We start from the raw sequence: 24,901 nt of genomic DNA on the forward strand, positions 1-24,901 counted from the left end.
TGACTATGCAGCGGTATCGAGAACGGATAAATCGCCACGCAGGCAGAACAGTCGAAACATTTGGTTTTGAATATGGATCGCCTCGAAAGCATGGAGGTCTTCGTCAAGGCTGTCGATCTCGGCTCGTTCGCGGCCGCCGCGGCGGCGCTCGACCTGTCGGGGCCGATGGTCGGCAAGCATGTCCGCTTCCTCGAAGAGCGGCTCGGGATGCGGCTCATCAACCGCACCACGCGCCGGCAGAGCCTGACCGACTTCGGGCGCGCTTATTACGAGCGCTGCCGCATCGTGCTGGCCGAAGCGCAAGCGGCCGATGCATTGGCAGCCGACCAGTTGTCCGAGCCGCGCGGAAAACTGCGCGTAACGATGCCGGCGCATTTCGGTCGCCATTGCGTCACGCCGATCCTAATCGAGCTGGCACGGCGTTATCCGACGCTGGAATTGGACTTGTCGCTCAGCGATCGCTTCGCCGATCTCTTCGAAGACGGTTTCGACCTGGCGATCCGCACCGGCACGCTGGACGACAGGGCCGGCATCATCGCGCGCCGCGTCGCGCGCCAGCGCATGATCGTCTGCGCGTCGCCGTTCTACATCGAAAGCTTCGGCCGACCGCTTCAGCCCGAAGACATCGCCAGCCATCAGGCTATCGTCTACCGGCGGCTCGGCCATGTGCTGCAGCCATGGCTGTTTACGCGCGACGAGGGTTCGGTCGACGAGATCGTCCCGGCCGGCCGGCTGCGGCTCGACGACCTCGACGCCATCGCCGATGCGGCAACCGACGGCATGGGACTGGCCTGGCTGCCATACTGGCTGGTGCGACAACGCATCGAGGGCGGCACACTGGTCCGCCTGCTGCCTGAGCGACGCGACTATCTCTATGACTGCCACGCGCTTTGGCTGCAGACGCCGCACCTGCCGCTGAAAGTGCGGCTGGCCATCGACGCGCTGGCGGCGGGATTGCCGAAGATGATGAGCTAAGTCCACGCCGGTTTCAGTCGCTGCATCACACCGAACCGCGTCAGCACCTTCGGCGGGAACAGATGATCGTAAGCCCCGAAACCTTCAGCACTGCGGCGGGTTCGACGGTCTATGCGCTGGAAGTCTCATGCCTTTCACACCGTAGAGCGCAGAATGGCCTGCATATGTTCTGGCAGGTCGAGCTCGCCGCGCGCCTCGATCTCCAAAAGGTATCGGGCCTTGGCCAGGCGGTCGCCTTGCTTGACCGCCCGATAGGCGCAGATGGCCAGCAGCGCCCTCTCCTCCTCTCGCCCGGCCTCGATGTGGTCACGGCTATGGCTGCCCCTTTTGTGGACGGCCTTGCCGAACGCTGCGTACGCTGCCTTGTGCGCCTCAATCAGGGCGAACAGGTCATTGGATGGTTGCCGGTCAGGCCTCGGCGCCTTCGTGCCGTGACCGTTTGCTGTGACGGTCGAGGCGACGACCGCGCAGCCGGAATGAAAGAGCAAGGCGCGGCGGCTGATCCTGGACGTGGCGAACTCTCCTCTTCACTTCACGGCAGCCCCGAGCGGATGCCGTGAACATCACCAACACCGTAACACAACGGTTCGCGCATTCATGTCAGGATGGAATAGCGAGGAAAACGCGCTTGAGGCTCGAGCGCGAAATATTCGAGCCGGCGGCGGCCGACCGGGACCGGAGCCGGTGAAGGGATCGACATCCAAATGCAGGCCGAGCGCTTCGCTGGTCTGATCGGCGGATTCCCGACGCAGATAAGAAAAAGGCCGGGCGCGAAAGCGGCCCGGCCAAAGTATGAAGGTCATAACCTTCAGAGGGGAACATCGCCCGGCGCAATGGGAGGAAAACACCGAGCGATGGTTCCTATGTGGGCCTGAAGCGGCATATTTTCCACGAACGGAATTCCAAAAAAGACGGGAAACGCGAAAAAATCTCCCTCAAATCCGACGAAATCGTCAGCCGATGGCCGCTGCTTTTTCCAGAAGGTCGGCATAGTGACGCCGCGCCACGTCGGGATGCGACCGCAGCCGGCTTTTCAGCACATTGGTTCCGACGTTGCGGAAGAGCGGATTGTCGGGATCGCTGGCCGGGCCGCGCGCTTCGGCCGCGAGCTCCTCCGGCAGGTCGAGCAGCGGGATCGTGGCATCGAGCCGGGCGCTGAAGAAGAACGGCACCGAAATCCGTTCGACGCCGGCCGGCGGCGTGACGACGCGATGCACGGTTGCCCTGAGATAGCCGTTCGAGGCGAGCTCCAGCAACTCGCCGATGTTGACGACGAGCGTTCGCGGGATCGGGTCGACATCGACCCAGCTGCCGTCATATTCGACCTGGAGGCCCTTGTTCTCGTCCTGCAGCAGAAGCGTGAGAAACCCGCCATCCTTATGCGCGCCGACGCCCTGGTCGTCGCCGGTGGCATTGCGGCCGGGATAGCGCACGATCTTCATGCGATGGTTCGGTTCGCCGCGATAGATCGGATCGAAAGCGTCCTCCGGCTGGTCGAGCGACAGCGCGAAGGCTTTCAGCAGCCGGATCGCCACATCGGTCGCCTTGGCCTGCCAGGCAAGCAGCGCGGGCTTGAGATCGGGAAGCGCGGCAGGCCACTGGTTCGGACCCTGCAGCCGCGTCCAGGCCGGCACGCCCGGCCCTTGCGCAATCGTCGTGCGCTCGACGCCGATGTCGAGCTGCTCGCGCCAGTCGGCCTTGCCTTTGGTCAGCTCGCCGCCGGCGCGCGTATAGCCGCGAAACTGCGGCGACTTGACCATTTCGATGTCGAGCTTGTCGGCCTCCGGCAAAGCGAAGAAGCGGCGCGCGGCGCCCAGCACTGCATCGATCTCCGGCTGGGTGATGCCGTGGCCGCTCAGATAGAAGAAGCCGACATCGCGCGCGGCGGTACGCAGATCGAACAGAAATGTCCGCAGTTCCGATGCGCCCTGCTCCAGGCGATCGAGATCGAGCACCGGGATTATTCTGGCCATGGACAGGCTCCTCTTGGCGGTAACTCTTTGTTTTTCGCAATCCCGGACGGAAAACTGCTGCGCACTTTCACGGAATTGCTCTCTTTAGTTTTGGCGCAATTCCGAACGGAAAACCGCTACGCACTTTTCCTGGAATTGCTCTAGCGACCCCTTGGCACGATGACATCAGCATCATCACGGGTGAAGAAACGCACCGCTCAATCTCGTTGCAAACGGAGCAAGCCGGCGCTCAATTCCCGTCTTTTGCGGCAAATTGCGTTCGCGCCGGCGCCCTTGCTCGCCCGGTCAGCGATGATCCAGCCGCGCGACGAGCCGGTCGCCGATCCACTGGATGCCGCAGACCAGCACGATGAGAACGACGACCACGGCGACCATGACGCTGGTCTCGAAGCGTTGGTAGCCGTAGCGGATGGCCAGGTCGCCGAGACCGCCGGCACCGATGGCGCCGGCCATGGCCGAGGCGCCGACCAGCGTCACCAGCGTCACCGTGAAGCCGGCGACGATGCCCGGCAGCGCCTCCGGCACCAGCACCTCGCGGATGATCGTCCAGCGATTACCACCCATGGCGCGCGCCGCCTCGATCAGCCCGTGGTCGACCTCGCGCAGCGACACTTCGGCGATGCGGGCGTAGTAGGGCGTGGCGGCGATCGACAACGGCACGATCGCCGCCCAGGTGCCGATCGAGGTGCCGACGATCAGCCGCGTCACCGGGATCAATGCGACCAGCAGGATGATGAACGGCACCGAGCGGAAGCCATTGATGATGGCGCCGAGAACGCGGTTCACCCAAATGTTCTCCGCAATGCCGCCACGATCGGTGGCGACCAAGGCAAGGCCGAGCGGCAGGCCGAAGACGAGCGATATGATACCGGACGCGCCGGTCATCAGCACCGTTTCCCAGATCGAGCGAAGCAGGAGTTCAAACAGGACCGGCGACATGGCCAAGCACCTCCACCCGCGCGCCGCGGTCCTTCAGGAATGTCGTCACCCGCGCAAGATGCGCGGCTTCAGCGCCGGCAACGGCCAGGAACAGCGTGCCGACAGGCTGACCTTGGACATGATCGACGCCGCCCTGCACCAGGCGGAATTGGCCTGGCACCGCTGCGGCAAGATCGGAAAGCAAAGCACCGCGCGCTGCCTCGCCGGCCACATCGATCCGGAGAATCGTTTCCGCGCCTTCGCCCGGAATCAATCGGCTGGCGATCTCGGGCGGCAATTGCGGCCGGATGCTGCCGAGCAGGCTGCGGGTGATCTCCGATTCCGGATTGGCGAAGACCTGCCAGACCGCCCCTTCCTCGACGATCCGGCCGGCATCGATCACCGCCACGCGGTCGGCGATCGAACGGATCACCTCCATCTCATGGGTGATGAGCAGGATTGTGAGACCGAGCCTGGAATTGATGTCCTTGAGCAGCGCCAGGATCGAGCGCGTCGTCTCCGGATCGAGCGCCGAGGTCGCCTCGTCCGACAAGAGCAGCGCCGGCCGCGCGGCGAGCGCCCTGGCGATCCCGACACGCTGCTTCTGTCCGCCCGACAGCGACGCCGGATAGGCCTTGGCTTTCTCCGACAGACCGACGAGCTGCAGCAGTTCCGCCGCGCGGGCCAAGCGCTCGGCGCGCGGGCGGCCTTCGATCTTGAGCGGCAGCGCGACATTCTCCTCGACTGTCTTGGCAGACAGCAGGTTGAAGTGCTGGAACACCATGCCGATGCGGCGGCGCAGCGGCTGCAGCTCGCGTTCGCTCAGGCGGCCGATTTCGCGGCCCTCGATGAAGACCTCGCCGGAATCGGGCCGCTCCAGCCCGTTCAGACAGCGGATCAGCGTCGACTTGCCGGCACCGCTGCGGCCGATGATCCCGAGGATCTCGCCCTTCTGAACGGTCAGCGAGACACCGTCCAGCGCCGCCGTCGCGCCGAAGCGGCGCTTCAGGCCGACGAGGCGGACAACGTCTTCCCGCCCGGTTGGCTGGTAGACCGGATCGGCGCGTTCGGCCGTGACATGCTGGTTCATTTCCATGTCCGTTTCTGTGCCGCGCAAACGCACGGCGGCCCGCTCAGCAGCGGGCCGCCTATTTCTGCCAGCCAGGCGCCGATCAATAGGCGCTGATCCCGGTGCCCTTGTAGACCTTATCGAACTCGGCCTTCACCGTTTCGTTCTGGTAGGAAGCGACCAGCGTCTTCACCCAGGGCTCGTTCTCGTTGCCCGCTTTGACAGCGATGAAGTTGCGGTAGGGATTGTCGGCGACCGGCTCCTGCGCGATGCGGTTTTCAGGGCCGAGGCCGCTCTTCAGCGCCCAGTCGGTGTTGACGACGGCAGCGTCGAGATCGTCCACCGAGCGTCCGACGATGCCGGCGTCGAGCTCCTTGATCTCGAGCTTCTTCGGGTTCTCGGCAATGTCGGCGGTGGTCGCCAGGATGCCGGTGCCGTCCTTGAGCTTGATCAGGCCTTCATGCTCCAGGACATGCAGCGCGCGCCCTTCGTTGGACGGGTCGTTCGGCAGGCCGATCACCGCGCCTTCCGGCAAGTCGGCGACCTTGGCATGCTTCTTCGAATAGAGGCCGATCGGCCAGACGCCGGTATAGCCGACCGGCACGATGTGATAGCCCTGCGTCTTGATCTGGTTGTCGAGATAGGGCTTGTGCTGGAAGGCGTTGGCGTCGATCTCGCCGCGCTCCAGCGCCTCGTTGGGCTGGGTGTAGTCGTTGAAGACGACGGTCTCGATCGTCAGCCCTTTCTTGGCCGCCTCGGCGGTGACGACGCGCCAGACATCCTCATCCTCGCCGCTGATGATGCCGACCTTGATCGACTTCTTGTCCTCGGCGAGGGAGGGCGACGGCGCGGTCAGGCCGATGACGGCCAATGTCGTGGCGAGAAGTGCCGCCAGTCCGGCGCGCCTGGTGATTGTCGTAACGAGAGAATTTGAAGCGTCGGACATGATGCGTTCCTTGCGTCCCTGAAATCATTGCGGCCTGGCGGGATGCGAAGCCTTGATCTCAGGATCACCAATGCTGCCTCATTGGGCAAAGAAGCGCTTTTCCTCTCAAACGAGAGGCGGAAAATATTCTCTCAAAGATTTTGTGACTTGGAGAACATCGGCTGCTGGTAAGCGGATATCGATGGTCAGGTGGTGGACGCTTGCGCGCCTATGAAGCCCGCCGGGCGACATGCAAGGACGGCCGGCGGTCTGCCGGCAGCGATGAGACGGTGGGCAGGCCTCGCGCTTCCTGTACAGAATAGCCCAACCGTTGCAGGCTGGCCCGCGCCAACGCCGCATTGCTGTCGATGACGACCAGCCCATTCGTATCGCCGAGGCTGGCCGCCACAACAGACAATTCGGTGCAGCCGAGAAGTGCTGCATCGGCGCCGGCCCGTTGCGCGAGATGAAGCGCGCGCCCGGTCTCGGTCGCGGCCTCTGCGATCGAACCGGCCTTGACGAGCATGATCGCGCTGTCGACTCGCTCCTGAAACTCGGCCTCCTGCGGGAGGCAGAGGTCGAACCCCGCCGCCGTTATCCTGTGCTGATAGAAGCCGGAAACCAGGGTGCCCCGGGTTGCGAGGTTAGCGACCCGGCCCCGGTCGAGGCCACGGCGGATCTCCGCCACCACCGCGTCGCCGATGTGGATGATCTCGGCTGGCGAGTTCGCCGCCAGCCTGTCGTACCAATGATGGGCGGTGTTGCAGGGCATCGCGATACAGGCAACGCCGAGCGCGTTGAGCGTCGAGACCGCAGCTTGCAGCGGCGCCAGCGGCCCGTCATGACCAGCCAGGATCGCTTCGGTCCTGTCGGGCAGTTGCGGCACGCTGAGGATGACGGAAGGCACATGCTCGTTGTCGCGCAGCGCCCCGGTCATCCGGGTCAGCTTGAAGTAGAAGTCGGCCGATGCGAGCGGCCCGAGACCGCCGATGATGCCGAGCTGCGGACGGATGCCGTCGTCGATCATCGGGCGGGCTCGGCTTCGAGCTCTTGTGCGACTGTTTCAGCGGCCTGCGCCGCTTCCCGGTGGCTGGGCGCGATCATTGCCGTGCTTGCGGCCACGGTGGAGACGCTGGACAGCGTCATCAGCGTGTCCACGGCCGCGTCCACCGCGACGAACAGGACGAACGCCGCCTCGAAGGGAAGCTTCAGATAGCCACAGACAATGGACATCTGCGACAGGATGAGCAGGCTGCCCATGCCGCCTGTGGTCAGCGCCAGAAGCGCGGAGACGACGCCGACAAGCAAGAGGTCCGGTATCGCCAGGGGATGGCCGTAGAGTTGGGCGATGAACAGGACGCCCGAGGTGTAGACCAGCGCCGGGCCGGTCCGCAGAAGCGCAGCCTGGAGGGGCACGAGCAGCTCGACGACCACCAGGTTGAATCTCAGGCGCTCTGTCAAAAGGTTGATGACCCAGGGCAGCGAGGCGACCGTGGAGCGCGTTGTGATGGCCACCATCAGAAGCGGCTGAAGGGTCTTGATCGTGGCCCAGTAGCTCCGCCGCGAGCGTATGGCGATGACGGCAAACGCGCCGGCGAGGAATGTCACGCAGGAAAGGCCCATCACCAGCAGGTAGCCGCCCATCAGCATCAGCGGCTTGATGCCGGTCGACGCGGTCTGGTCGGCGATCAGTATGAAGGTCGCGAAGGGCAATCCCCAGACGAACCAGTTGGTCAACACCGTGCAGGCCTTGTACACCGCGTTGAGCGCCTGTGAGAGGCTGAGCGACGAGGGCTGGGGAATCTTGCCCATCGCGAGGCCGAAAAGCAGGCAGAACAACAGGACCTGGATGGTCTGGCCCGAGGCCAGCGCGTTGAAGACGTTGTTCGGCACCAGATCCAGGAAGATCGAATGTCCGCTGTTCGGATCCCCGGTCGACGGCGGCGGCTGGAAGGGGAATGCGAGATCGGTGGAGACGCTGCCTTGCGAATTGATGAACTCGCCGAGCTCGATGCGCGACTGCGGGTTCTCGATCTGGCCGGGCTTGAGGATCAGCGAATATGTGCCGCTGACCAGCACGGCGAGGAACGACACGACCAGTACCGCTATGCCGACTTTGCCGAGATAGCGGACTGATTTCGGGTCCTGGACCATGGCGGTGATGGAGAAGATAACCGACGAGACCAGATAAGGCAGGACGACCATCTTGAGGAAATTCAGATAGACCTGCGCGATGGGGCTGATCGCATGGGCGAAGGCCGGGTAATAGAGGCCGCACAGGATCCCAGCCAGGATCATGATGATCGTCGTCGCCGGCGAGCGCAGGATGCGCTTTGCCGCCAGGCGCCAATCGAAAGGCATGGCTGCGGCTACATCCGAGACGGCCATTGTCAGACTTTGCTCCGCTGGCGATAACGCGCGATGATCTCGTCTGTGTTGAGGACCTGCTGGCCTCGCGCGAGATCGAGATAGAGATCGACGAAGGCCGCCAGATGCGGATTGTCCGGACTGATGCCGACGGCGATCGTGTCGACCTTGTCGGTCAGCGTGATCGAGCGTGCGACCACCGTCATCGACGGATCGTCGACCATCAGCTTCTTGATCTCGAAATCGTCGCGATAGGCGAGGTCGATCGTGCCGTTGCGGATTGCATCGATGACCATGTTCCAGCCGGCGAAGCGCTGGATCGTGGCGTGCGGAAACGTGGCGGCCGCGTAGGTGGCGAAGGACGAGCCTTCGATCACGCCGAGGTCGCCGGAGAAGTCGCGGATGATCTGCTCAGGCGGCTTGCCTTGCGTGATGCGGGCCAGGTTGACGCGGTTCGCCAGTAGCCCCTGGTGCAGCATGGCGTAAGGCCGCGAATAGAGGATCGAGCGGCCGCGCCGGAGGGTGCGGCTCAGCTTGCCGATCGCCAGGTCCGCCTGGCCGAACGTCAGCTGCTGCACCATGGCGTCGAAGGTCCCGGCTGATCGGTCGAACACCGGTTCGACGCCGAGTTCCGCGGCTATGCCACGCGCCAGGTCCATATCGATGCCGCTGTCCCCAGAGTCGTCGGCCGGGAAGAAGGGATCGGAAGCGAAAGCCGGCATGGCGATGCGTAGCTTGTTGTCGCTGACGATGGGTTTGGGAGCGTCTTGCGCCTGGGCCGGCGTGGCCAGGGCTTGCGCCTGCGCGAGCAGCAGCCCTCCGCCTCCGGCTGCAAACAGCGTGCGACGTGTAAGCGGCATGCGCATTTCTCTATCGTGCAGGAGAGCCGGACAACAATTCTGACCGATGCGCAGTATGCATGCCGAAGTTAAGTAAAGGTATCTTTTGTTTTGCGCTTTTTTACATTGCAGACGGCTGAAACGGCATCAGGAGACATGCATGATTTCTAAAATAAACGAGTCCGCGGCGGGGCGTGTTGTTGCCCGGTTCGTGCGAGGGATCGTCAGAACGTCTCGACCCAGGGCCTCAGCTCGACCTCGAAGCTCCACGCGCTGCGATGCTGGCGATGGACGGCGAGATAGGTCTCGGCGATCGCATCGGGCGAGAGGCGACGATCCGGCCGGTCGGACTCGGGCGCCTGTCCGGCCGGCTCGATCTGACCGTCGATGATGAAATGCGCGACGTGGATGTTCTTCGGGGAAAGCTCGCGTGCCATCGATTGCGCCAGCCCGCGCAGGCCGAATTTCGGCATGGCGAAACCGGCGGAGCCGGAGAACCCTTTCAGGCTTGCGCTGGCGCCGGTGAACAGGATCGAGCCGGAACCACGTGCAAGAAGCCGGCGCGCCGCCTGCTGGCCGACAAGGAAGCCACCATAGGCGCCGACGAGCAGGGCTTGCTTGACCGCTTGCGCGTCGAGTTCGGCGATTGGGCCGCGCGTGCGGCCGCTGGCGTTGAAGACGGCAATTTCGAGGGGCCCTGCCTTGTCGGCCGTCTCGAAGAGGCGCTCCACGGAGGCTGCGTCCGATACGTCTGTTTCGAGGGCCTGCGCGCCGGTTTCCTTGACCAGCGCGGCCAGTTTGTCGACGTTGCGGGCGGCAAGGACGACACGGAAATCCTGCTTGGCGAGAAGTCGCGCCAGTGAGGCGCTTAACCCGGAACCGGCGCCCGCGATCACTGCGACGTTGGCTGCCATGGCATTTTCTCCTTGCGATAGTCCATCCGGGCAGTCGCCCAGCCGATGGTCTTGTTCGCAGCCTCGCGCCTTCTTCGCCGAGAGGCAAGAACGGCGTTGCTCCGTTTTCACCATTCGATGCAAAAAGCCGTCGGTCTATGCGCCGCCTGCTCGGGTGTAGCGAGACACTTGCCTGCCGCGCCGATCCGTCCGACACGTGAATGAAGGGCGATTCGAGGAACGACCATGGAACCAATCTGGGCCGTCGGCCTGATGACCGGCACGGTGCTCGACGGCAATATCGACGTGGCGCTGATCAAGACGGACGGAGAGCGCATCGCCGACACCGGCACCTACACGCTGGCCCCCTATCCGCAATCGATCCGCGCCCTGCTGGAAGAAACGCTGCGCCAGGCGCGCGCCTGGAATTTCGAAGGGCCGGAGCCGGCGATTTTTCGCGAAGCCGAGGAGGCGCTGACGCGCGCGCAATCGGCGGCGGTCAGGGATCTGGTCGAGAGCCAGGGCGTGAGCATGGCCGATATCGGCATCGTCGGCTTCCACGGCCAGACCGTGCTGCATCGCGCCCCGCAGCCGGGACGCATCGGCCGCACCCGCCAGCTCGGCGATGGCGAGCTGATGGCCTCGCTGCTCGGCACCAAGGTCGCCTATGATTTCCGCTCGGCCGATGTCGCGGCCGGTGGGCAAGGCGCGCCTTTGGCCGCCGCCTATCATGCCGCGTTGCTTAAAGAGGCGGACGACGGCGGCGACACCGCGGTGCTCAATCTCGGCGGTGTCGGCAACATCACATGGTGGGACGGCAAAGACGCAATCGTCGCCTTCGACACCGGTCCGGCCAATGCGCCGGTCAACGATTTCATCAAGTCGAAAGGCCTCGGCGAGATGGACCGCGACGGCAGGCTGGCCGCCGCAGGCAAGGTCGACGAGGAACGGCTCGCCATGCTCTTGCAGCATCCGTACCTGACGAAGCCCTATCCGAAATCGCTCGACCGCTTCGACTTCACCGCGGCGATGGCCGAAGGGCTGAACGCCGAGGACGGCGCTGCGACGCTGACCGCCTTCACCGTCTCGGCCGTCGGCAAGGCGCTCGACCTGTTGCCGCGTCGACCGAAGCGGCTCGCGGTCAGCGGCGGCGGCCGTCACAATCCGACGATGATGGCAATGCTCGAGAGCCGCGCCGGCGTCGAAGTGGTGCAGGCCGAGACGCTCGGATGGAAGGGCGACGCGGTCGAAGCAGAGTGTTTTGCTTTCCTCGCCGTGCGCGTGCTGCGCGGCCTGCCGATCAGCTTTCCGAGCACCACCGGCGCGCCAAAGCCGATGCGCGGCGGAAAACTGGCGGGCTGATCAGGCCGACAGCTTCTTCTGCAGGAAGACACGGCTGTGGCCGATGGGGAAGTCAGGCAACGATCCGAACGGTTGGTAGCCCTGGCGCCGGTAAACCTTCTCGGCGATCGGATTGAAAGTGTCGATCCAGGCGCTGTGGCAGCCGCGCGCGGTAGCCTCCTGTTCGGCCGCGTCGAGCATACCGGCGGCAATGCCTTTTCCGCGCAGTCTTTCGTCGACCCACAGCCACTGCACGTAGAGCCAGCCCCAGGCGGTGTAGCCGGAAATACCGGCAACGAGGGTGCCGGTATTTCCGCGCACGAAAACCGCGAGCGACTTTCGGCCTGACGCTCCGACATCGGCATCGTTGAAAGCGGTAAGGCTTCCGCCCAGGAAAGCGAGGTCCTGCGGCGAGGGTTCGGCGGTGATCTCGAGACTCGTCTTCATCGGCTGCGACTCCGATTCGCAAGCCAGCCTTAGAGCAATTCCAGGAAAAGTGCGAAACAGTATTCCGGCCGCAAGCGAAGACTGAGGCCTGTTACCGAGGACCGACTGACCGCCACGCCGCTGCGCCCGCCGCCACCAGCATCAGTGCCGCCGCGATCAGCGCGCAATTGGCGAAGCCGAGGCTCGTGTAGAGCGGGCCGAAGCCTGCCGTGCCGACGGTGACGGCGAGATAGGTGACCGCGCTGTTCAAGCCCATGATGGTGCCGCGACGCGACGGGTCGAGCGCGGTGAGGCGCATGACCAGCACGTTCAGCCCGAAATGGTTGGCAAGGCCCCAGACCCCGATCGTCGCGATCAGCAGGCCGAAGCCGCCGCTTGCCAGGGCAATCGCGACATAGACGGCGGCGACCAGCAGATAGGCAAAGGGCATGACGCGACGGGCGCCGAGGCGATCGATAACGCCGTCGAGCAAGGCGGCCGCGCCGAAGCCGAGACCGTAGGCGACCGCCGCCAGGCCATTGGCGCTGACCGGCTCGCCGAGGGCTTGGTGGAGATGATCGCCGAGATAGCCGTAGACGCCGTAGAAGGCGGTCATGAAGGCGCCGCAGGCAATGAGCAGCGGCAGGATGCCGGGAACGGCGAGCGCGCCGAGCGGCGACGGCGCAGGGCCGCTTTCCCCGGTGTCGTGCAGCGAGCTCATCGCCAGGCCGGCAACGGCCGCTCCTGCGAGCAGCGCAACGGCGGCGAAGACGGCGCGCCAGTGGATAAGATCGGCAATCACGGCCGACAGCGAGACGCCGGCGACCATGGAAAGCGTCCAGCCGGTCAGCACGACCCCGATGGTGCCGCTTTCGCGGCCGGGCGGCGCGATCGCGGCCGAGCTGGCATAGATCGCCGGCATGGCGACGCCGGCGGCAATGCCGGCAACCAGCTGGGCGGCCACCAGCATCGTCACCGTCGGCGCCAAGGCGCTGGCGACCAGCGCGACGGCCAGCAGCAGCAATGCGCCCTGCAGCATGCGGCGCGCGCCGATCCGGTCGATGTAGCGGGCAAGGAAGAGCGCGCTGGCCGACGTGCCGAGGCCGAAGGCGGCGGCGGCCGTCATCACCGCTGGCACGCTGGCGCCGAACGACGCCGCGACGGCGGGCGCGATCGGTCCCAGAACCAGCGAGTTGGAACCGATGACGGCGATGCAGCCGGTCAGCAGATAGGCGGTGGCCGGGATCGGCGCGCGGGGCGCTTCGGTTATAATTGCTGATTGATTGCTGTTCGACATATCATCATAATGGCCGAATTAAATTCCGCATCAATGGAGAATTTCCATATGGACACAGAAACAGATGACATTCAGCGGAACAAGTATCCGGCCCGCGAGGTCGACCCTATCGACCGAAAGATATTAGGCGTCCTCGTCGAGGACGCGACCATTAGCTATGCCGAGCTCGGCGAACGGGTCGGCCTGTCGCCGCCGGCGGCGCATGAGCGGGTTAAGCGGCTGAAGCGCAGCGGCGCCATCCGCGCCACATCGGCGATCATCGATCCGAGGGCGGTGAAGAAGCCGCTGCTCGCCTTTGTGCATATCGACACCAGAGGCTGGGGCAAGACGCCGGAGCTGATGGCGGTCTCCAAATATCCGGAGGTCGAGGAGATCCACACGGTCGCCGGCGACACCTGCATGCTGCTCAAGGTGCGCACCGAGGATACGCGCGCGCTGGAGGGCCTGCTGGCCCGTCTCTACGATACGCCCGGCGTGACCTCGACGCGCAGCTATGTGGTGCTGTCGACCTATCTCGAGCGGCCAGTGCAGCCCGAGATCACGAACGAATGGCCGGCGCCGAAGCATATGGCGACGCCGGTTTATTAAGTCGCCGCGATCTGGTGGCGCCTGGAACGCGCCAGCAGATAGAACGCCGCGACATGCGTGATCATCAGCAGCGGCACGTAGAGGATCGGGATCGCATAGGTCGCGCCCAGCTGTCCGGCATGGCCAGGAAGGTCGAGCACCGTGCCGAGATAGTAGTCGCCGACAAGGTCCACCACGCCCGCAAGGTTGAAGGCGACGACCAACGGCCAGAAGAGCGCGGGCCTCGCCACAGTGAATAGCGCCAGCATGGCGAGCAAGCCGGTGGCGAAGTCGCCATAGGCGGCGAAGCTTGCGAAGGCAGGGGCAAGGTCGGGGCCCACGACGCCCGGCATGAGGAAGACGAGCCCGAAGAAGCGGAAGCTGTGCAGCGTTGCGATGGCGCGCTGCGCCTCTATCGGCTCCATCGACCTCAGCCTTGGCCAGATATAGGCGGCGAAGCAAAGCAGCCACGGCACGTAGCCGAGCACGAGATGGATGTTGAAGATCATCGCAGGTGACATCTTCGCCCCCTATCAAGCCTTGGCCGGAACCGCCTCGAACACTGCCGTCAGAATGCCCAGCCGTCCCTCCATGAGATTGCGCCCGAGATTGGTGGCGAAGTCGGCGAAACCCTGCCCCATGACGACCCCGAGATTGAGCGAAGGCGGCGGGCCGGAGGCACGGAGCTCGGCGAACCAGGCCTTGGCGGCAGCCGTGTCGTCGCGACGGACTAGCGTGCCGAAGCCGGCGGCTTCGATCGCCTCGCAGGTCGCCTCGGCCGTCAGCAGGAAGCTTTCGCGCGGCGTCTTCGCCCAGGGCACCGGATAGTGCGGATCGCCGCCATTGAGCACGACGTCGAAGGTCGCGAATTTTCCACCCGGTTTCAGCACGCGCCTGATCTCGCGGTAGAGCAACGGCCGGTCGGCGATGTTCATCGCCACATGCTGCAGGAGCGCGGCATCGAAACGGCGGTCTTCGAAAGGCAGCGCCAGCGCGCTGCCGGCTTCGAACGACACTTTGTCGTCTTGGCCGGTGCGCGTGGTCAGGTAGCGCGCGGCTTCGACGAAGGGTTCGCTGAGATCGACGCCGGTCACCGCGCAGCCATAGGTCTCGGCAAGAAACCTGGCCGGCCCGCCGACGCCCGATCCGACGTCGAGCACGGAGATATCGGCCTTGATGGCGGCAAGATCGGCGAGCTCCGCCGTCGCGGCCAGCCCGCGGGTATGGAACTGGTCGAGGGTCGCCAGTTGTTCGGGCTTCAGCCGCTGTTGCTCAGGCCCAAACACCGCCAGTGCGTTCTTCAATCGACCGGTCAAGCCGGTCGCGCGATAGTGATCGCGCACGCGATCGAGTTCATCGGTCATTGCCGCTTCCCTTCAGGCTTCCAAAGTCATGGAAGAAATACGGCCGCTTTCCGCGAACCACTATCCACGATAATGTCGATGGGTCATGAAGCAGAACTTCACAGTCAGGCACGGCGCGCTCGACGGCGTCGAAGCATTCCTGAGCGTCGCAAGGCATCGCAATTTCCGCAAGGCAGCGGCCGAGCTTGCCGTCACGCCGTCAGCGATCAGCCAGGCGATACGAACGCTCGAGGCGCGCATCGGTGCCGCGCTGTTCATCCGCACGACGCGCAGCGTCGGCCTTACCGAAGCCGGCGAGCGCTTCTTCGCCCGCGCACGGCCCGCCTTCGAGGAACTGATCGCGGCGAGCGAGATCGCGCGCGGGATGGGCCAGCGGCCGGCGGGGCTCTTGCGCCTCTCGGTACCGCCGGCCGTGGTGCCGATGCTGCTGGAGCCGATGGTCGCCTCCTTCTGCCAGACCTATCCCGAGATCGAGCTGGAGATCGTCGCCAGCGGCGAGCTCGCCGATCTCGCCGCCGAGGGATTCGACGCCGGCATCCGGATGGGCGACTTGATCGCGCCCGACATGGTCGCGGTCCGTCTGACGCCCTCCTTTCCGATGGCGGTCGTCGGCAGTCCGGACTACTTGCGCCAACGCGCGGCGCCCGAGCGCATCGAGGACCTGCGCGACCACGCCTGCCTGCGCCTGCGCCGCTCGAATGGTTCGGTCGCGCCCTGGTCTTTTGTCGACGGCAACAAGGCCGTCGAGGCAATCGTGTCGGGACCGCTCATCGCGCACGACTATCCGTCGCTGCTCGGCGCGGCGATCCAGGGTGTCGGGCTGGCACAGGTGCCGGGCCCGATCGCCGAAGCGCCGATCGCCGACGGGCGACTGCAGGCGCTGCTCGGCCGCTTCGCGGTAACCACGCCGGGCGTTTTCCTGTATTATCCGGAAAGGCACCAAGTGCTGCCCAAGCTGCGCGCTTTCATCGACCACATCAGGCAGCCGGGCGGCGCTGACGTCCCCCGAAGCGCTCGGGCAGGCGGCGGCAAAGCTGACGCTTCGAAGGCCCGTGAAGGCGGTTGAGCCAGGCAATAAGCCGCTCGACCGAACAGAGCGGCTTCGGCGATGCCGGCCGCATGCGCCGCGCCTTCATGAGGAGCTTCGGCCAACCACCGCAAGCGATCCGGCGTGCGGGGGCGCGAAGGTAACGCTTCTAAACCCTTATCCCTTGTGCCACGCAAGCATTCTGCGGATCTCCTCGCGTTTTTCTTGCGACAGACCCGAGAGTAAGTCCTCGTCCAGATATCCTTGCCGGATGAGAGTTGCGAAAACGACGGTCAGTTGCGAATAGCGATAGTCGAACGTCCGATCCAAATCGCGACGTTGCTCCTTCAGATAGTCCTCGACCTCCCACATCTCGGAGGGTGTGGTCGCGGCGTTCGCCCGTCTTTTGAATTCGGTCATGATGCTGGCCAGTGCCCTCTCAAGGGCCTTGTCATATGCGGCGCGGGCAACTTTCTTTTCAGAGGGCGACCAACTAAGCTCATTCAAGGTCATAGGACATCTTCCACGAAGGAGTCGGGCGGTGGATATTATCCTAACCGGGTCGCCTTTGTGACCTGTTTTCCGCTTCGCCGCACCTTGGCGGAACACCGCGCATGGCGGCCATCATTCTGCGGCGCGAGATGCGATCAGTGATCGAATACGTTCCGCATCCGACTGCGTGACGGGATTGTAGACGATCATGCCGAGTTCCGGGCGGCCGTCGACCGCGAAGACCGAGAACTCCAGCTCGATCAGTCCGATCTCGGGATGCCGCAGACGCTTCACGCCCTCGCCATGCGCCGCAACGACGTCATTGTCGCGCCACAGTGCCGCGAACTCGGGGCTGATCCTGGAAAGCTCCTCGACCAGTTCCGTGACCTCCGCGCCGGCGCCGGCGCGGACGGCGTCGGCTCTGAAGGATCCGACCACGAAACGCGCGACGCTCTGCCAGTCGTCCTGCGCGTCACGCACGCGCGAATTGCCGAACATCAGGCGCAGGATGTTGCGCTGCCCGCGCGGCAGCTTGGAATAGTCCGTCAGCATCGCGGCCGCCGCACGGTTCCAGGCAACCACATCCCAGGTCGCGGTCTTGATGATCGCCGGGCTGGGGTCCAAAGCGTCGAGGACACGCTGGAGTCGCGGCGTCACGCTGTCCACGTTTTTATAGCGAACTTCCGGAGGCCGCCCGAGACCCAGCATGAACAAATGCTCACGTTCGGGCTCGGTCAGCATCAGCCCGGTGGCGATGCGGTTGAGCACGTCGGCAGACGGCGCGCCGCCCCGCCCCTGCTCCAGCCAGGTGTACCAGGTCGGGCTGATATTGGCGCGCTGCGCCACCTCCTCGCGGCGCAAACCTTGTGTGCGCCGGCGCCCCGTGGCGAAGCCGAAGGCGGCGGGATCGAGGCGCATGCGGCGATCTCGCAAGAAAGTGCCAAGCTTGTTGGTCGTTTCGAGCGCCATCGGGATCCTGTTGGCCATTATACCATGATAAAATCACTACTTTAACAGAATGGTGTATAGCGCAAATAAGGCCTCCGAACAACCACAGGAGACCTTCCCATGCGTGTATTCCTTACCGGCGCGACCGGCTTCATCGGTTCCAGGATCGTGCCCGAACTTCTTGCCGCCGGCCATAAGGTGCTTGGCCTGACCCGCTCCGATGCAGGCGCGCGGTCGCTTGTTGCCGCCGGCGCCGAGCCGCATCGCGGCGACCTCGAAGACCTCGACAGCCTGCGCGACGGCGCGGCGAAATCGGATGCGGTGATCCACACCGCCTTCGACCACAATTTCTCGAATTTCGCGGCGAATTGCGAGAAGGACAAGCGCGCCATCGAAGCGCTGGGCGGCGCGCTGGCCGGCTCGGACCGGTTGCTGATCATCACGTCCGGTGTGGGCATGGGTTCCACCGAGCACGGACAGCCGGCGAGAGAAGACGTGTTCAACACCGACCATCCCAATCCGCGTATCCTGTCGGAGCTCACCGGCGCGGCGATGGCCGAGAAGGGCGTCAAGGTGTCGGTGGTGCGGTTGCCGCAGGTGCATGACACGGTGAAGCAGGGCCTGATCACACCGCTGATCGCGCAGACGCGCGCCAAGGGCGTGTCCGCCTATCTTGGCGAAGGCCGCAACCGGTGGTCGGCGGCGCATGTGCTGGACGTCGCGAAGCTATACCGTCTGGCGCTGGATAAGCAGGAAGCCGGCGTTCGCTACAACGCCGTCGCCGAGGAAGGCATCCCGGTGCGCGAGATCGCGGAAGTGATCGGTGCCGGTCTCAACGTGCCGGTGGTCTCGCTGTCGCAGGAAGAGGCTGCCGACCATTTCGGATGGCTTGCCATGTTCGCCGGCCTCGACATGCAAGCGTCGAGCGAATGGACGCGCGCGCATCTCGGCTGGCAGCCGACCGGACCCGGCCTCATCGCCGATCTCGAGCGAATGGATTACAAGCAGGCGGCCGCAGCCTAGACTGGTCCTCCGGCGGGTCAGCGACCCGGCTGAACCGCCGTTCGCTCTAAGCTCGAAGCAGATCCGCCAGGCTGTCGGACTTCTCCACCTTGTCGGTAAGGTCGAGTCCGGACAGCAGGTCGACCAGATGGCTGTTCATCAAGGCCGCGGCGTCGGCACTGTCGCCGGCCTCGATCGCGTCGACCAGCGCGTGATGGGCGTGCTTCTCGCAGGTGGCGTCGCGGCGCTTCCAGTAGAGCGCGATGATCAGCGAGGAGTGCGAGACGAGGTCGCGCACGAAGTTGGTGAATACCGAATGCGCGGCGATCTCGGCGATGCCGACGTGGAAGCGCGCCGACAGCATGATGGCGTCGCTGTCGCGGCCGGCATGCAGCGCGTCGTGCTCCTTCTCCAGGTGTGACCGCAATTGCACGATATCGGACGGCACCGCCGTCCTGGCGGCGAGCGCGGCCACCTTGGGTTCGATCAGCGCCCTCGCCTCGAACACCTCCCGGGCCTCGATCTTCGACGGCTGCGCGACAAAGGCGCCGCGATTTGGCTCCAGCCGTGCCAGCCGGTCATGGGCAAGGGCCTGCAGCGCGGACCGGACCACCGTGCGGCTCACCGAATAGATCGAGGCCAACTCGTCTTCCGGCAATTTGGTACCCGGCGCGAGACGATGGCTGACGATGGCGTCCCTCAGCCCATAATAGATCGGCGACCAGCGCGCAGCCGGCCTGTCGTCTCGATCTTCTTCCTTGAGTACCGTCAACATGCTTTCAATGCGCAGGCCCGAAATGGCCCGATCTGCCCCCCAAATCGCCGGCAGCCCGTCCAATCTAGTATCGCTCGCGCGGCGGTCAATCCCACCTGCCCGGGCGCCGGCCGGCCGTCCGCCAGCATGAAGCCGCCTAGACTAGACGACTTCGACTTCCGTGGGCGACAGCGGTGCGAACATGCCGGCGAACTGTTTGCCGCGCGGCGCGGCATAGCCGCCGATCTTCGATGTCCTCAAGCCCACCTTGCACAGGCTCTCGGCCAGCGTGACGGCACAGACGACGCCATCGAGCACCGGAACGCCATGTTCTTCCGAAAGGCTTTTGGCAAGGTCGGCCATGCCGGCGCAGCCGAGCACGATGGCTTCGGCATGATCCTCGCTTATGGCGCGCGCGATCTCCTGCGATATCTTGTGCCTTGCATTCGAGCCCGGACGTTCGAGCTCAAGCACGGCGACTTCCGACGAGCGCACCTTGGCGCAGCGCGAGGCGAGACCGTATTTCGCCAGATTGTGCTCGATTGCGGGCACCGAGCGGGCAAGCGTGGTGACGACGCTGAACTTGCCGGCGATCAGGCTCGCCATATGGAACGCCGCCTCGCCGATGCCGATAACGGGGGCTCCGCTGGCACAGCGCGCTGCGTCGAGCCCGGTGTCGTCGAAACAGGCAATCACATAGGCATCGGCCGCCGGCGCCTTGCTCATCTCGGCAATGATGCCCGGCACGGCGAAGACCTCGTCGAAGTAGCCCTCGATGCTTGGCGGACCGTCGGCCGGATTGACCGCCAGGATTTCGGTTCCCGCGGAGGCGACGCTTTGCGCCGCCTCGCCGATCTTGACGGTCATCGAGGCGGTCGTGTTGGGGTTGATGACGAGTATGCGCATTGAAATCAGCCTCAGATCTCGCCGCCGAGATAAAGACGCTTGACCCGGTCGTCGGTCAGCAATTCGGCGGAGTTGCCGCTCAGCGCGACGCTGCCGGTGGTGAGCGCATAAGCGCGCTGCGAGATACGCAGCGCCATGCGCGAATTCTGCTCAACCAGCAGCACGCTGACCTTCTCATCGCGGTTGATGGCGACGATCGAGCGGGCGATGTCCTGGACGAGTTTTGGCGCGACGCCGAGCGACGGCTCGTCAAGCAGCAGGAGCTTCGGCTTCGCCATCAGCGCGCGGCCGATGACCAGCATCTGCTGTTCGCCGCCGCTCATCGTGCCGGCGGCCTGCGAGAAGCGCTCCTTCAGCCGCGGAAAGCGCCCCAGAACCATCTCCATCGACGCGGCGATCTCGGATTTGCTGGTGCGGGTGAAAGCGCCCATCAGGAGGTTGTCCCTGACCGACATGAAGGGGAAGACGCGGCGTCCTTCCGGCACCATGGCGATACCCATCTTGACGATTTCGTCGGGGGCGGCGGCGTCGATGCGCTTGCCGCCATAATGGATCTCGCCTGACCTGATCTTGCGCAAGCCGGTGATGGCGCGAAGGATCGACGACTTGCCGGCGCCGTTGGCGCCGATCAGCGCGACGGTCTCGCCCTCGTTGACCTCGAGCGAGACGCCTTTCAGCGCATACACGTGATCGTAATAAAGCTCGACATTGGCGAAGTTCAGGATCTGGTTCATAGGCCGATCGCCTCGTCTTCGCTGCCCAGATAGGCTTCGATCACCTTCTCGTTGGCCTGGATTTCCGACGGCGTTCCTTCGGCGATCTTCTGCCCGAAATTGAGGACCACGATGCGGTCCGAGATTTTCATCACGGCCGGCATATCGTGCTCGACGAGCAAGATGGTGAGGCCGAGATCGCGCAGGCGCCGCACCATCGCCACCATGCGCATCGTTTCGTCGTGGTTCATGCCGGCGAAGGGCTCGTCGAGCAGCAAGATCGAAGGATCGGTGGCAAGGCCGATGGCGATGCCCAGCGCCCGTAAATGGCCGTGCGGCAGGTTGCGGGCGGTCTCATTGGCAAGCGAGGAGAGGCCGAGCAGCGCCAGGATTTCGTCGGCGGAGGCGCCGAAGGCCACCTCGTCGGCCTTCGCCACGCCGGTGCCGAGGAAAAAGCCGAGAAGGCTTGCCTTCGAGCGCAGGTGATGCGCGATGACGACGTTGTCGCGCACGCTCATGTTCTTGAAGATGGTGGTCTCCTGAAAGGTGCGCACGACGCCCTTGCGGGCGGCGATATGCGGCGCCATGCCTGAGATGCGTTCGCCCTTCAGGCGCACCTCGCCCGTCGTGGGCTTGAGGAACGACGAGATCAGCTTGAACAAAGTCGACTTGCCGGCGCCGTTCGGGCCGATCACCGACAGGATTTCCTTCTCGCGCACCGAGAAGGAAATGTTGTTGACAGCGACCAGACCGCCGAAGCGCTTGGTGATGCCAGAGACTTCGAGCATTTCGGCCATGGCTCAAGCCTTCTTCCGGATCGAAGCCGCGAGGCTGAGCAGGCCGTTGGGCAGCACCAGCATCAGGACGATCATCAGGCCGGAATAGATGAGCAGTTGGAATTGGCCCGTCTGGAACAAGAGGTCCCAGCCGAAATAGAGCACCAGCGTGCCAAGCATCGGCCCGAACACATAGCCGAGGCCGCCGAGGAAACAGTTCAGCATGAAGTTGACGGAATCGGTGACCGTGAAGCTCGACGGATAGATCGATTGCGAGATGGCGGCGAAGATGGCGCCGGCCACGCCGCCGAAGAAGGACGACACGGCGTAGGCGATGATGCGCAGATAAGCGATGTTGACGCCGATCGAGGAGGCCAGTTCCTCATTCTGCTGCAGCGACTGGCAAAGTTTGCCGATGCGCGAATTGACCAGCCGGTACATCACCCCGAAGCAGATCACCATCAGCGTGACCGCCAGAAGATAGAAGGCAAGCCGCGAATTCTGCAGCGTGGCGAAATCCGGAATGATGGTCAGGCCGAAGACCGACAGCGCGCCGGGCAGCGGGATGCTGACGATGCCCTTGGCGCCGTTGGTGATCGGCAGCGCCAGCGCGAGCAGCCGCGCCACCTCGGTCAGCACCAGCGTGACCATGGCGAAATAGACGCCACGCAGCCGCAGGATCGGCAGGCCGATCAGCACGCTCGCAGCGGCGCAAAAAAGTCCGGCCACCGGCAAGGTCAACCAGAACGACCAGCCATAGTTCATCACCAGTATGGCCGAGATATAGCCGCCCATCAGCGCGTAGGCGCCCTGGCCGATGTTGATGCGGCCGATATAGAAGGTGAGCCAAACACCGGCGCTGGCGATGCTGAGCAACGCCACCGAGGTCAGCGTGTAATAGAGGTCGAAGTGGCCGCTTGCCGAGATCGCGGCCGGCACGGCGATGAAGACGATCGCCAGGAAGGCCGCGACCGATGCGATTTTGATATTGCGATTGCGGGTCATTGCGCCATCAACCCCACGGCTTGCCCATCAGCCCGTTGGGGCGGATCGACAGGAACACCATCAGGGCGGCGAAGATGACGAGATAGGTGATGTCGCCATATTCGCGCAGCACGGTGAGGCCGACCGACTCCATCATGCCTAGGATGAAGCCGCCAGCGATCGCGCCGCCGACGACGCCGGCGCCGCCGATCATCACCATCAGGAAGGCCTTGATCGAGATCGGCCCGCCAATGCCCGAATTGACGCCGGTGATGGTGACCAGCAGCCCGCCGACGACGCCCGCGAGCATTGCGCCCATGGCAAAGCCGATCATCGAATAGCGATCGACGCGGACGCCCATCAGCTGGGCCGCGACGCGATCCTGGGCAAGCGCGCGCATGGCCCGCCCAACCCGGCTGTACTGCATATAGAGCACGAAGGCGGCGATGAAGACGATCGCCAGCACGCCGACGACCATACGATCGTAAGGCATGATGATGCCGGCATCGTTGAAGACGCCCTTGACTATCTTGGGAACGCCGCGCTGCTTTTCGCCGAACAGAAGCAGGATGACGGCGTCGAAGAAAAAGGCCGTCGCGGCAGCGAGCAGCATGGTGCTCTCCTCGCGATGGCTGCGCCTGATGACGGTGCGGAAGAGGAATTTCTCCATCAGCGCGCCGATGATGGCGAGCGTGACGCCAGAGGCGAGCAGCGCGACCACGAAAGGCAGGCCGAGCTGGCCGTAGACAGTGTAGGTGATGAACCCGCCCAGCACATACATCTGCCCGTGAGCGAAATTGAGCACGTTCATCAGGGCGAAGATCAGGGTCAAGCCCAGCGCGATCAGCGCGTATTGGGCACCGAGATACAATCCGTTGGCGATGACCTGTTCCATGGATACCTTCGATCTTCCGCGGGGTCCGGCCTATCGGACCCCGCGGCAAGCTGGAGGAATGACGCTCGAAGGTGGCGCTAGTCGACGGAACCGACGAACAAGGTCTGGAAAGCGCCGTCCTTATATTCATTGACCACCATCGGCACCGAAAGCTGGCGCTTCTGGCCGAAGGAGGTCATGCCGACATAGCTGAGCTTCGCGTCGCCCTTCAGGAAGGGATTGGGCGCCGAGAAAGTGTCCATGGTCTTCTTGAATTCCTCGACGTTGTTGATGGCCGCCGGATTGGCCTTCAAGGTCTCGATGATGTATTCGAGCGCATAGACCTTGGTGTTTGACTCGTCGTTGTATTCGCCGAACATCTTGGTGTAGCGGGCGACGAATTCCTTCATCGCGTCCGAGGCGATCTCCGGCGTGGAGGCGCCGCCGACGGAGATGAAGCCGTTGGCGTATTCGCCGGCGCCCTCCTCCAGGACCTTGGCGTCCTGCGCGGTTTCCGTCGAGATCAGGCCTTCATAGCCGAGCTCGCGGGCGGCGCGGATGAGCAGCGGCGCGTTGGCCGGGGCCACGCCGGACAGGACGAGCAGGTCGGGCTTCAAGGCGACGATCGGCGTCAGCACTGGCGTGAAGTCGCGGGTGTCATTCTGGTAGGTGTCGTTCTGGGCGACGACTTCCAGTCCAAGTGCCTTCGCCGCCTCGACACCGCTGTCGCGCTGGCTGAGCGGGTCGGATTCATTGGCCGCGACAAAGGCGATCTTCTTCACGCCTTTGTTTTCCTTGAGATATTTGTAGATCGCAGGGCCTGACTGATAGTTGGCGATCATCCCGAGCACCGCATTGGAGGCCGGCTTCTGGTAGAGCGCCTTGGGGAAAGCGTAGGGAAAATAAATGATGCCGTTGGCCTCGGCGACGGGGCGCACCGCGGCGGCGCCGTCATCGACATTCGGCCCGACGACATAGTGGATGCCTTCCTGCGCCATCTTCTCCATGCCGGCGATGGCGCGCTTGGGATCCTTCTGGTCGTCGAAGGTCACGATATTGATCTTGTAGGTGTCGTTGCCGATCTTGACGCCACCTGTCTCGTTGATCCAGGCGGCGCGGGTCTGCATCGAGCGCACATTCGACGTGCCCCAGGCGGCAGCGGGGCCGCTGGTAACGCCGACGAAGCCGATCTTCAGTTCCTTGTTTTCAGCCTGCGCGGACGAAATGCCGAGAGCGGCAAGCGCCAGGGTCGAGACGGCGCCGAGCGCCATTGATTTCAGAGTCGAGCGACGGTTGATCATAGTTTCAGTTCCCCTTGGTTATCGCGCTTTGTGTTTTGCTCGTAGGCTGCGCGTATAGCGTAAGGGAAACCGGCCGAGGTCGATTGTCAACATCTTTCTTCATTATTGTATACAATGTCTGGGTCGACTGTGTGCGATGACCCGCAGACCCGCGAGAGGATCGGTATTCA

Annotated in this window: 27 protein-coding genes and 1 pseudogene; 6 read left to right on the forward strand and 22 right to left on the reverse strand. The window is 64.2% G+C overall.

What is annotated here, in order from left to right; translation table 11 throughout:
- Positions 1 to 72 precede the first annotated feature (72 nt).
- Positions 73 to 975 carry a LysR family transcriptional regulator gene (locus CK219_RS21805; protein ID WP_095768807.1) on the forward strand — a complete coding sequence of 301 codons (903 nt, stop codon included), beginning with the start codon at positions 73 to 75 and terminating at the stop codon, positions 973 to 975.
- Between the two features lie 134 nt (positions 976 to 1,109).
- Here the strand turns inward: CK219_RS21805 and CK219_RS21810 are convergent, their stop codons facing one another.
- From CK219_RS21810 to CK219_RS21850, 9 genes are all read right to left on the reverse strand, one after another.
- Positions 1,110 to 1,463, reverse strand: coding sequence for a hypothetical protein (locus CK219_RS21810; RefSeq protein WP_245340574.1), 354 nt, complete (start codon positions 1,461 to 1,463; stop codon positions 1,110 to 1,112).
- A gap of 465 nt (positions 1,464 to 1,928) precedes the next feature.
- The gene (locus CK219_RS21815) at positions 1,929 to 2,948 is read right to left on the reverse strand and encodes an isopenicillin N synthase family oxygenase (protein ID WP_095768809.1); all 1,020 of its coding nucleotides are present in this window, start codon (positions 2,946 to 2,948) and stop codon (positions 1,929 to 1,931) included.
- 285 nt (positions 2,949 to 3,233) lie between these two features.
- Entirely contained in the window at positions 3,234 to 3,887 is a 654-nt protein-coding gene (locus CK219_RS21820; protein WP_095768896.1) for a methionine ABC transporter permease, read from the reverse strand.
- Positions 3,868 to 4,956 (reverse strand): methionine ABC transporter ATP-binding protein, encoded by a 1,089-nt coding sequence (locus tag CK219_RS21825; protein ID WP_095768897.1) that lies wholly within the window; start codon positions 4,954 to 4,956, stop codon positions 3,868 to 3,870. The genes CK219_RS21820 and CK219_RS21825 overlap by 20 nt, the downstream gene beginning before the upstream one ends.
- A gap of 82 nt (positions 4,957 to 5,038) precedes the next feature.
- On the reverse strand, positions 5,039 to 5,881 hold the full coding sequence (locus tag CK219_RS21830) for a MetQ/NlpA family lipoprotein (RefSeq protein WP_095768810.1): 843 nt from the start codon (positions 5,879 to 5,881) through the stop codon (positions 5,039 to 5,041).
- 208 nt (positions 5,882 to 6,089) lie between these two features.
- Positions 6,090 to 6,887: an amino acid racemase gene (locus tag CK219_RS21835; RefSeq protein ID WP_095768811.1), complete on the reverse strand. Its 798-nt coding sequence runs from the start codon at positions 6,885 to 6,887 to the stop codon at positions 6,090 to 6,092.
- Complete coding sequence (locus CK219_RS21840; protein ID WP_095768812.1) at positions 6,884 to 8,248, reverse strand: cation:dicarboxylase symporter family transporter; 1,365 nt, start codon at positions 8,246 to 8,248, stop codon at positions 6,884 to 6,886. Before CK219_RS21840 ends, CK219_RS21835 begins: the two co-directional genes overlap by 4 nt.
- A 2-nt stretch (positions 8,249 to 8,250) precedes the next feature.
- Complete coding sequence (locus CK219_RS21845; protein ID WP_176477113.1) at positions 8,251 to 9,087, reverse strand: transporter substrate-binding domain-containing protein; 837 nt, start codon at positions 9,085 to 9,087, stop codon at positions 8,251 to 8,253.
- Positions 9,088 to 9,290: 203 nt separating this feature from the next.
- Complete coding sequence (locus CK219_RS21850; protein ID WP_095768813.1) at positions 9,291 to 9,980, reverse strand: SDR family NAD(P)-dependent oxidoreductase; 690 nt, start codon at positions 9,978 to 9,980, stop codon at positions 9,291 to 9,293.
- A 225-nt stretch (positions 9,981 to 10,205) separates the two neighbouring features.
- Between CK219_RS21850 and CK219_RS21855 the strand changes: the two genes are divergently transcribed.
- Positions 10,206 to 11,321, forward strand: a complete 1,116-nt coding sequence (locus CK219_RS21855) for an anhydro-N-acetylmuramic acid kinase (protein WP_095768814.1) — start codon at positions 10,206 to 10,208, stop codon at positions 11,319 to 11,321.
- Here the strand turns inward: CK219_RS21855 and CK219_RS21860 are convergent, their stop codons facing one another.
- Complete coding sequence (locus CK219_RS21860) at positions 11,322 to 11,747, reverse strand: GNAT family N-acetyltransferase (protein ID WP_095768815.1); 426 nt, start codon at positions 11,745 to 11,747, stop codon at positions 11,322 to 11,324.
- 91 nt (positions 11,748 to 11,838) lie between these two features.
- The gene (locus CK219_RS21865; RefSeq protein ID WP_095768816.1) at positions 11,839 to 13,023 is read right to left on the reverse strand and encodes an MFS transporter; all 1,185 of its coding nucleotides are present in this window, start codon (positions 13,021 to 13,023) and stop codon (positions 11,839 to 11,841) included.
- Between the two features lie 48 nt (positions 13,024 to 13,071).
- On the opposite strand from CK219_RS21865, the gene CK219_RS21870 reads away from it, so the two are divergent.
- On the forward strand, positions 13,072 to 13,611 hold the full coding sequence (locus CK219_RS21870) for an Lrp/AsnC family transcriptional regulator (RefSeq protein WP_095768899.1): 540 nt from the start codon (positions 13,072 to 13,074) through the stop codon (positions 13,609 to 13,611).
- Here CK219_RS21870 and CK219_RS21875 read toward each other — a convergent pair.
- Together CK219_RS21875 and CK219_RS21880 are read right to left on the reverse strand one after the other, a co-directional pair.
- Complete coding sequence (locus CK219_RS21875; protein ID WP_095768817.1) at positions 13,608 to 14,111, reverse strand: hypothetical protein; 504 nt, start codon at positions 14,109 to 14,111, stop codon at positions 13,608 to 13,610. The two genes, CK219_RS21870 and CK219_RS21875, sit on opposite strands and share 4 nt — an antisense overlap.
- A gap of 12 nt (positions 14,112 to 14,123) precedes the next feature.
- A complete protein-coding gene (locus CK219_RS21880) occupies positions 14,124 to 14,954 on the reverse strand; it encodes a class I SAM-dependent methyltransferase (RefSeq protein WP_095768818.1) in 831 nt (276 codons plus the stop codon).
- A gap of 85 nt (positions 14,955 to 15,039) precedes the next feature.
- Between CK219_RS21880 and CK219_RS21885 the strand changes: the two genes are divergently transcribed.
- Complete coding sequence (locus CK219_RS21885; RefSeq protein ID WP_095768819.1) at positions 15,040 to 16,020, forward strand: LysR family transcriptional regulator; 981 nt, start codon at positions 15,040 to 15,042, stop codon at positions 16,018 to 16,020.
- 23 nt (positions 16,021 to 16,043) lie between these two features.
- Positions 16,044 to 16,145: pseudogene (locus CK219_RS32250) on the forward strand (GlxA family transcriptional regulator); the annotation flags it as partial.
- 13 nt (positions 16,146 to 16,158) lie between these two features.
- On the opposite strand, the gene CK219_RS21895 reads toward CK219_RS32250, so the two are convergent.
- Both CK219_RS21895 and CK219_RS21900 read right to left on the reverse strand, forming a co-directional pair.
- Entirely contained in the window at positions 16,159 to 16,494 is a 336-nt protein-coding gene (locus CK219_RS21895) for a hypothetical protein (protein WP_176477114.1), read from the reverse strand.
- Between the two features lie 111 nt (positions 16,495 to 16,605).
- Positions 16,606 to 17,460: a helix-turn-helix transcriptional regulator gene (locus CK219_RS21900; RefSeq protein ID WP_245340575.1), complete on the reverse strand. Its 855-nt coding sequence runs from the start codon at positions 17,458 to 17,460 to the stop codon at positions 16,606 to 16,608.
- 81 nt (positions 17,461 to 17,541) lie between these two features.
- On the opposite strand from CK219_RS21900, the gene CK219_RS21905 reads away from it, so the two are divergent.
- Positions 17,542 to 18,444, forward strand: a complete 903-nt coding sequence (locus CK219_RS21905; protein WP_095768820.1) for an SDR family oxidoreductase — start codon at positions 17,542 to 17,544, stop codon at positions 18,442 to 18,444.
- A 46-nt stretch (positions 18,445 to 18,490) separates the two neighbouring features.
- Here the strand turns inward: CK219_RS21905 and CK219_RS21910 are convergent, their stop codons facing one another.
- From CK219_RS21910 to CK219_RS21940, 7 genes are all read right to left on the reverse strand, one after another.
- Positions 18,491 to 19,198, reverse strand: a complete 708-nt coding sequence (locus tag CK219_RS21910; protein ID WP_095768821.1) for a GntR family transcriptional regulator — start codon at positions 19,196 to 19,198, stop codon at positions 18,491 to 18,493.
- A gap of 141 nt (positions 19,199 to 19,339) precedes the next feature.
- Positions 19,340 to 20,083: an aspartate/glutamate racemase family protein gene (locus CK219_RS21915; protein WP_095768822.1), complete on the reverse strand. Its 744-nt coding sequence runs from the start codon at positions 20,081 to 20,083 to the stop codon at positions 19,340 to 19,342.
- An 11-nt stretch (positions 20,084 to 20,094) separates the two neighbouring features.
- Positions 20,095 to 20,817 carry an ABC transporter ATP-binding protein gene (locus tag CK219_RS21920; protein ID WP_095768823.1) on the reverse strand — a complete coding sequence of 241 codons (723 nt, stop codon included), beginning with the start codon at positions 20,815 to 20,817 and terminating at the stop codon, positions 20,095 to 20,097.
- Positions 20,814 to 21,593 (reverse strand): ABC transporter ATP-binding protein, encoded by a 780-nt coding sequence (locus CK219_RS21925; protein WP_095768824.1) that lies wholly within the window; start codon positions 21,591 to 21,593, stop codon positions 20,814 to 20,816. Before CK219_RS21925 ends, CK219_RS21920 begins: the two co-directional genes overlap by 4 nt.
- Before the next feature lie 3 nt (positions 21,594 to 21,596).
- The gene (locus CK219_RS21930) at positions 21,597 to 22,577 is read right to left on the reverse strand and encodes a branched-chain amino acid ABC transporter permease (protein WP_095768825.1); all 981 of its coding nucleotides are present in this window, start codon (positions 22,575 to 22,577) and stop codon (positions 21,597 to 21,599) included.
- Between the two features lie 7 nt (positions 22,578 to 22,584).
- Positions 22,585 to 23,451 (reverse strand): branched-chain amino acid ABC transporter permease, encoded by an 867-nt coding sequence (locus tag CK219_RS21935; RefSeq protein ID WP_095768826.1) that lies wholly within the window; start codon positions 23,449 to 23,451, stop codon positions 22,585 to 22,587.
- A 77-nt stretch (positions 23,452 to 23,528) separates the two neighbouring features.
- Positions 23,529 to 24,731, reverse strand: coding sequence for an ABC transporter substrate-binding protein (locus tag CK219_RS21940; protein ID WP_095768827.1), 1,203 nt, complete (start codon positions 24,729 to 24,731; stop codon positions 23,529 to 23,531).
- Positions 24,732 to 24,901: the final 170 nt, after the last annotated feature.

Source organism: Mesorhizobium sp. WSM4313 (assembly GCF_002294725.1).
In the GTDB taxonomy this organism is placed as follows: Bacteria; Pseudomonadota; Alphaproteobacteria; order Rhizobiales; family Rhizobiaceae; genus Mesorhizobium.

Coding starts and splice junctions, on each gene's coding strand:
- CK219_RS21805 (WP_095768807.1), top strand. CDS start 73: ATGGATCGCCTCGAAAGCATGGAGGTCTTCGTCAAGGCTGTCGATCTC.
- CK219_RS21815 (WP_095768809.1), bottom strand. CDS start 2,948: ATGGCCAGAATAATCCCGGTGCTCGATCTCGATCGCCTGGAGCAGGGC.
- CK219_RS21820 (WP_095768896.1), bottom strand. CDS start 3,887: ATGTCGCCGGTCCTGTTTGAACTCCTGCTTCGCTCGATCTGGGAAACG.
- CK219_RS21825 (WP_095768897.1), bottom strand. CDS start 4,956: ATGAACCAGCATGTCACGGCCGAACGCGCCGATCCGGTCTACCAGCCA.
- CK219_RS21830 (WP_095768810.1), bottom strand. CDS start 5,881: ATGTCCGACGCTTCAAATTCTCTCGTTACGACAATCACCAGGCGCGCC.
- CK219_RS21835 (WP_095768811.1), bottom strand. CDS start 6,887: ATGATCGACGACGGCATCCGTCCGCAGCTCGGCATCATCGGCGGTCTC.
- CK219_RS21840 (WP_095768812.1), bottom strand. CDS start 8,248: ATGGCCGTCTCGGATGTAGCCGCAGCCATGCCTTTCGATTGGCGCCTG.
- CK219_RS21845 (WP_176477113.1), bottom strand. CDS start 9,087: ATGCCGCTTACACGTCGCACGCTGTTTGCAGCCGGAGGCGGAGGGCTG.
- CK219_RS21850 (WP_095768813.1), bottom strand. CDS start 9,980: ATGGCAGCCAACGTCGCAGTGATCGCGGGCGCCGGTTCCGGGTTAAGC.
- CK219_RS21855 (WP_095768814.1), top strand. CDS start 10,206: ATGGAACCAATCTGGGCCGTCGGCCTGATGACCGGCACGGTGCTCGAC.
- CK219_RS21860 (WP_095768815.1), bottom strand. CDS start 11,747: ATGAAGACGAGTCTCGAGATCACCGCCGAACCCTCGCCGCAGGACCTC.
- CK219_RS21865 (WP_095768816.1), bottom strand. CDS start 13,023: ATGTCGAACAGCAATCAATCAGCAATTATAACCGAAGCGCCCCGCGCG.
- CK219_RS21870 (WP_095768899.1), top strand. CDS start 13,072: ATGGACACAGAAACAGATGACATTCAGCGGAACAAGTATCCGGCCCGC.
- CK219_RS21875 (WP_095768817.1), bottom strand. CDS start 14,111: ATGTCACCTGCGATGATCTTCAACATCCATCTCGTGCTCGGCTACGTG.
- CK219_RS21880 (WP_095768818.1), bottom strand. CDS start 14,954: ATGACCGATGAACTCGATCGCGTGCGCGATCACTATCGCGCGACCGGC.
- CK219_RS21885 (WP_095768819.1), top strand. CDS start 15,040: ATGAAGCAGAACTTCACAGTCAGGCACGGCGCGCTCGACGGCGTCGAA.
- CK219_RS21895 (WP_176477114.1), bottom strand. CDS start 16,494: ATGACCTTGAATGAGCTTAGTTGGTCGCCCTCTGAAAAGAAAGTTGCC.
- CK219_RS21900 (WP_245340575.1), bottom strand. CDS start 17,460: ATGGCCAACAGGATCCCGATGGCGCTCGAAACGACCAACAAGCTTGGC.
- CK219_RS21905 (WP_095768820.1), top strand. CDS start 17,542: ATGCGTGTATTCCTTACCGGCGCGACCGGCTTCATCGGTTCCAGGATC.
- CK219_RS21910 (WP_095768821.1), bottom strand. CDS start 19,198: ATGTTGACGGTACTCAAGGAAGAAGATCGAGACGACAGGCCGGCTGCG.
- CK219_RS21915 (WP_095768822.1), bottom strand. CDS start 20,083: ATGCGCATACTCGTCATCAACCCCAACACGACCGCCTCGATGACCGTC.
- CK219_RS21920 (WP_095768823.1), bottom strand. CDS start 20,817: ATGAACCAGATCCTGAACTTCGCCAATGTCGAGCTTTATTACGATCAC.
- CK219_RS21925 (WP_095768824.1), bottom strand. CDS start 21,593: ATGGCCGAAATGCTCGAAGTCTCTGGCATCACCAAGCGCTTCGGCGGT.
- CK219_RS21930 (WP_095768825.1), bottom strand. CDS start 22,577: ATGACCCGCAATCGCAATATCAAAATCGCATCGGTCGCGGCCTTCCTG.
- CK219_RS21935 (WP_095768826.1), bottom strand. CDS start 23,451: ATGGAACAGGTCATCGCCAACGGATTGTATCTCGGTGCCCAATACGCG.
- CK219_RS21940 (WP_095768827.1), bottom strand. CDS start 24,731: ATGATCAACCGTCGCTCGACTCTGAAATCAATGGCGCTCGGCGCCGTC.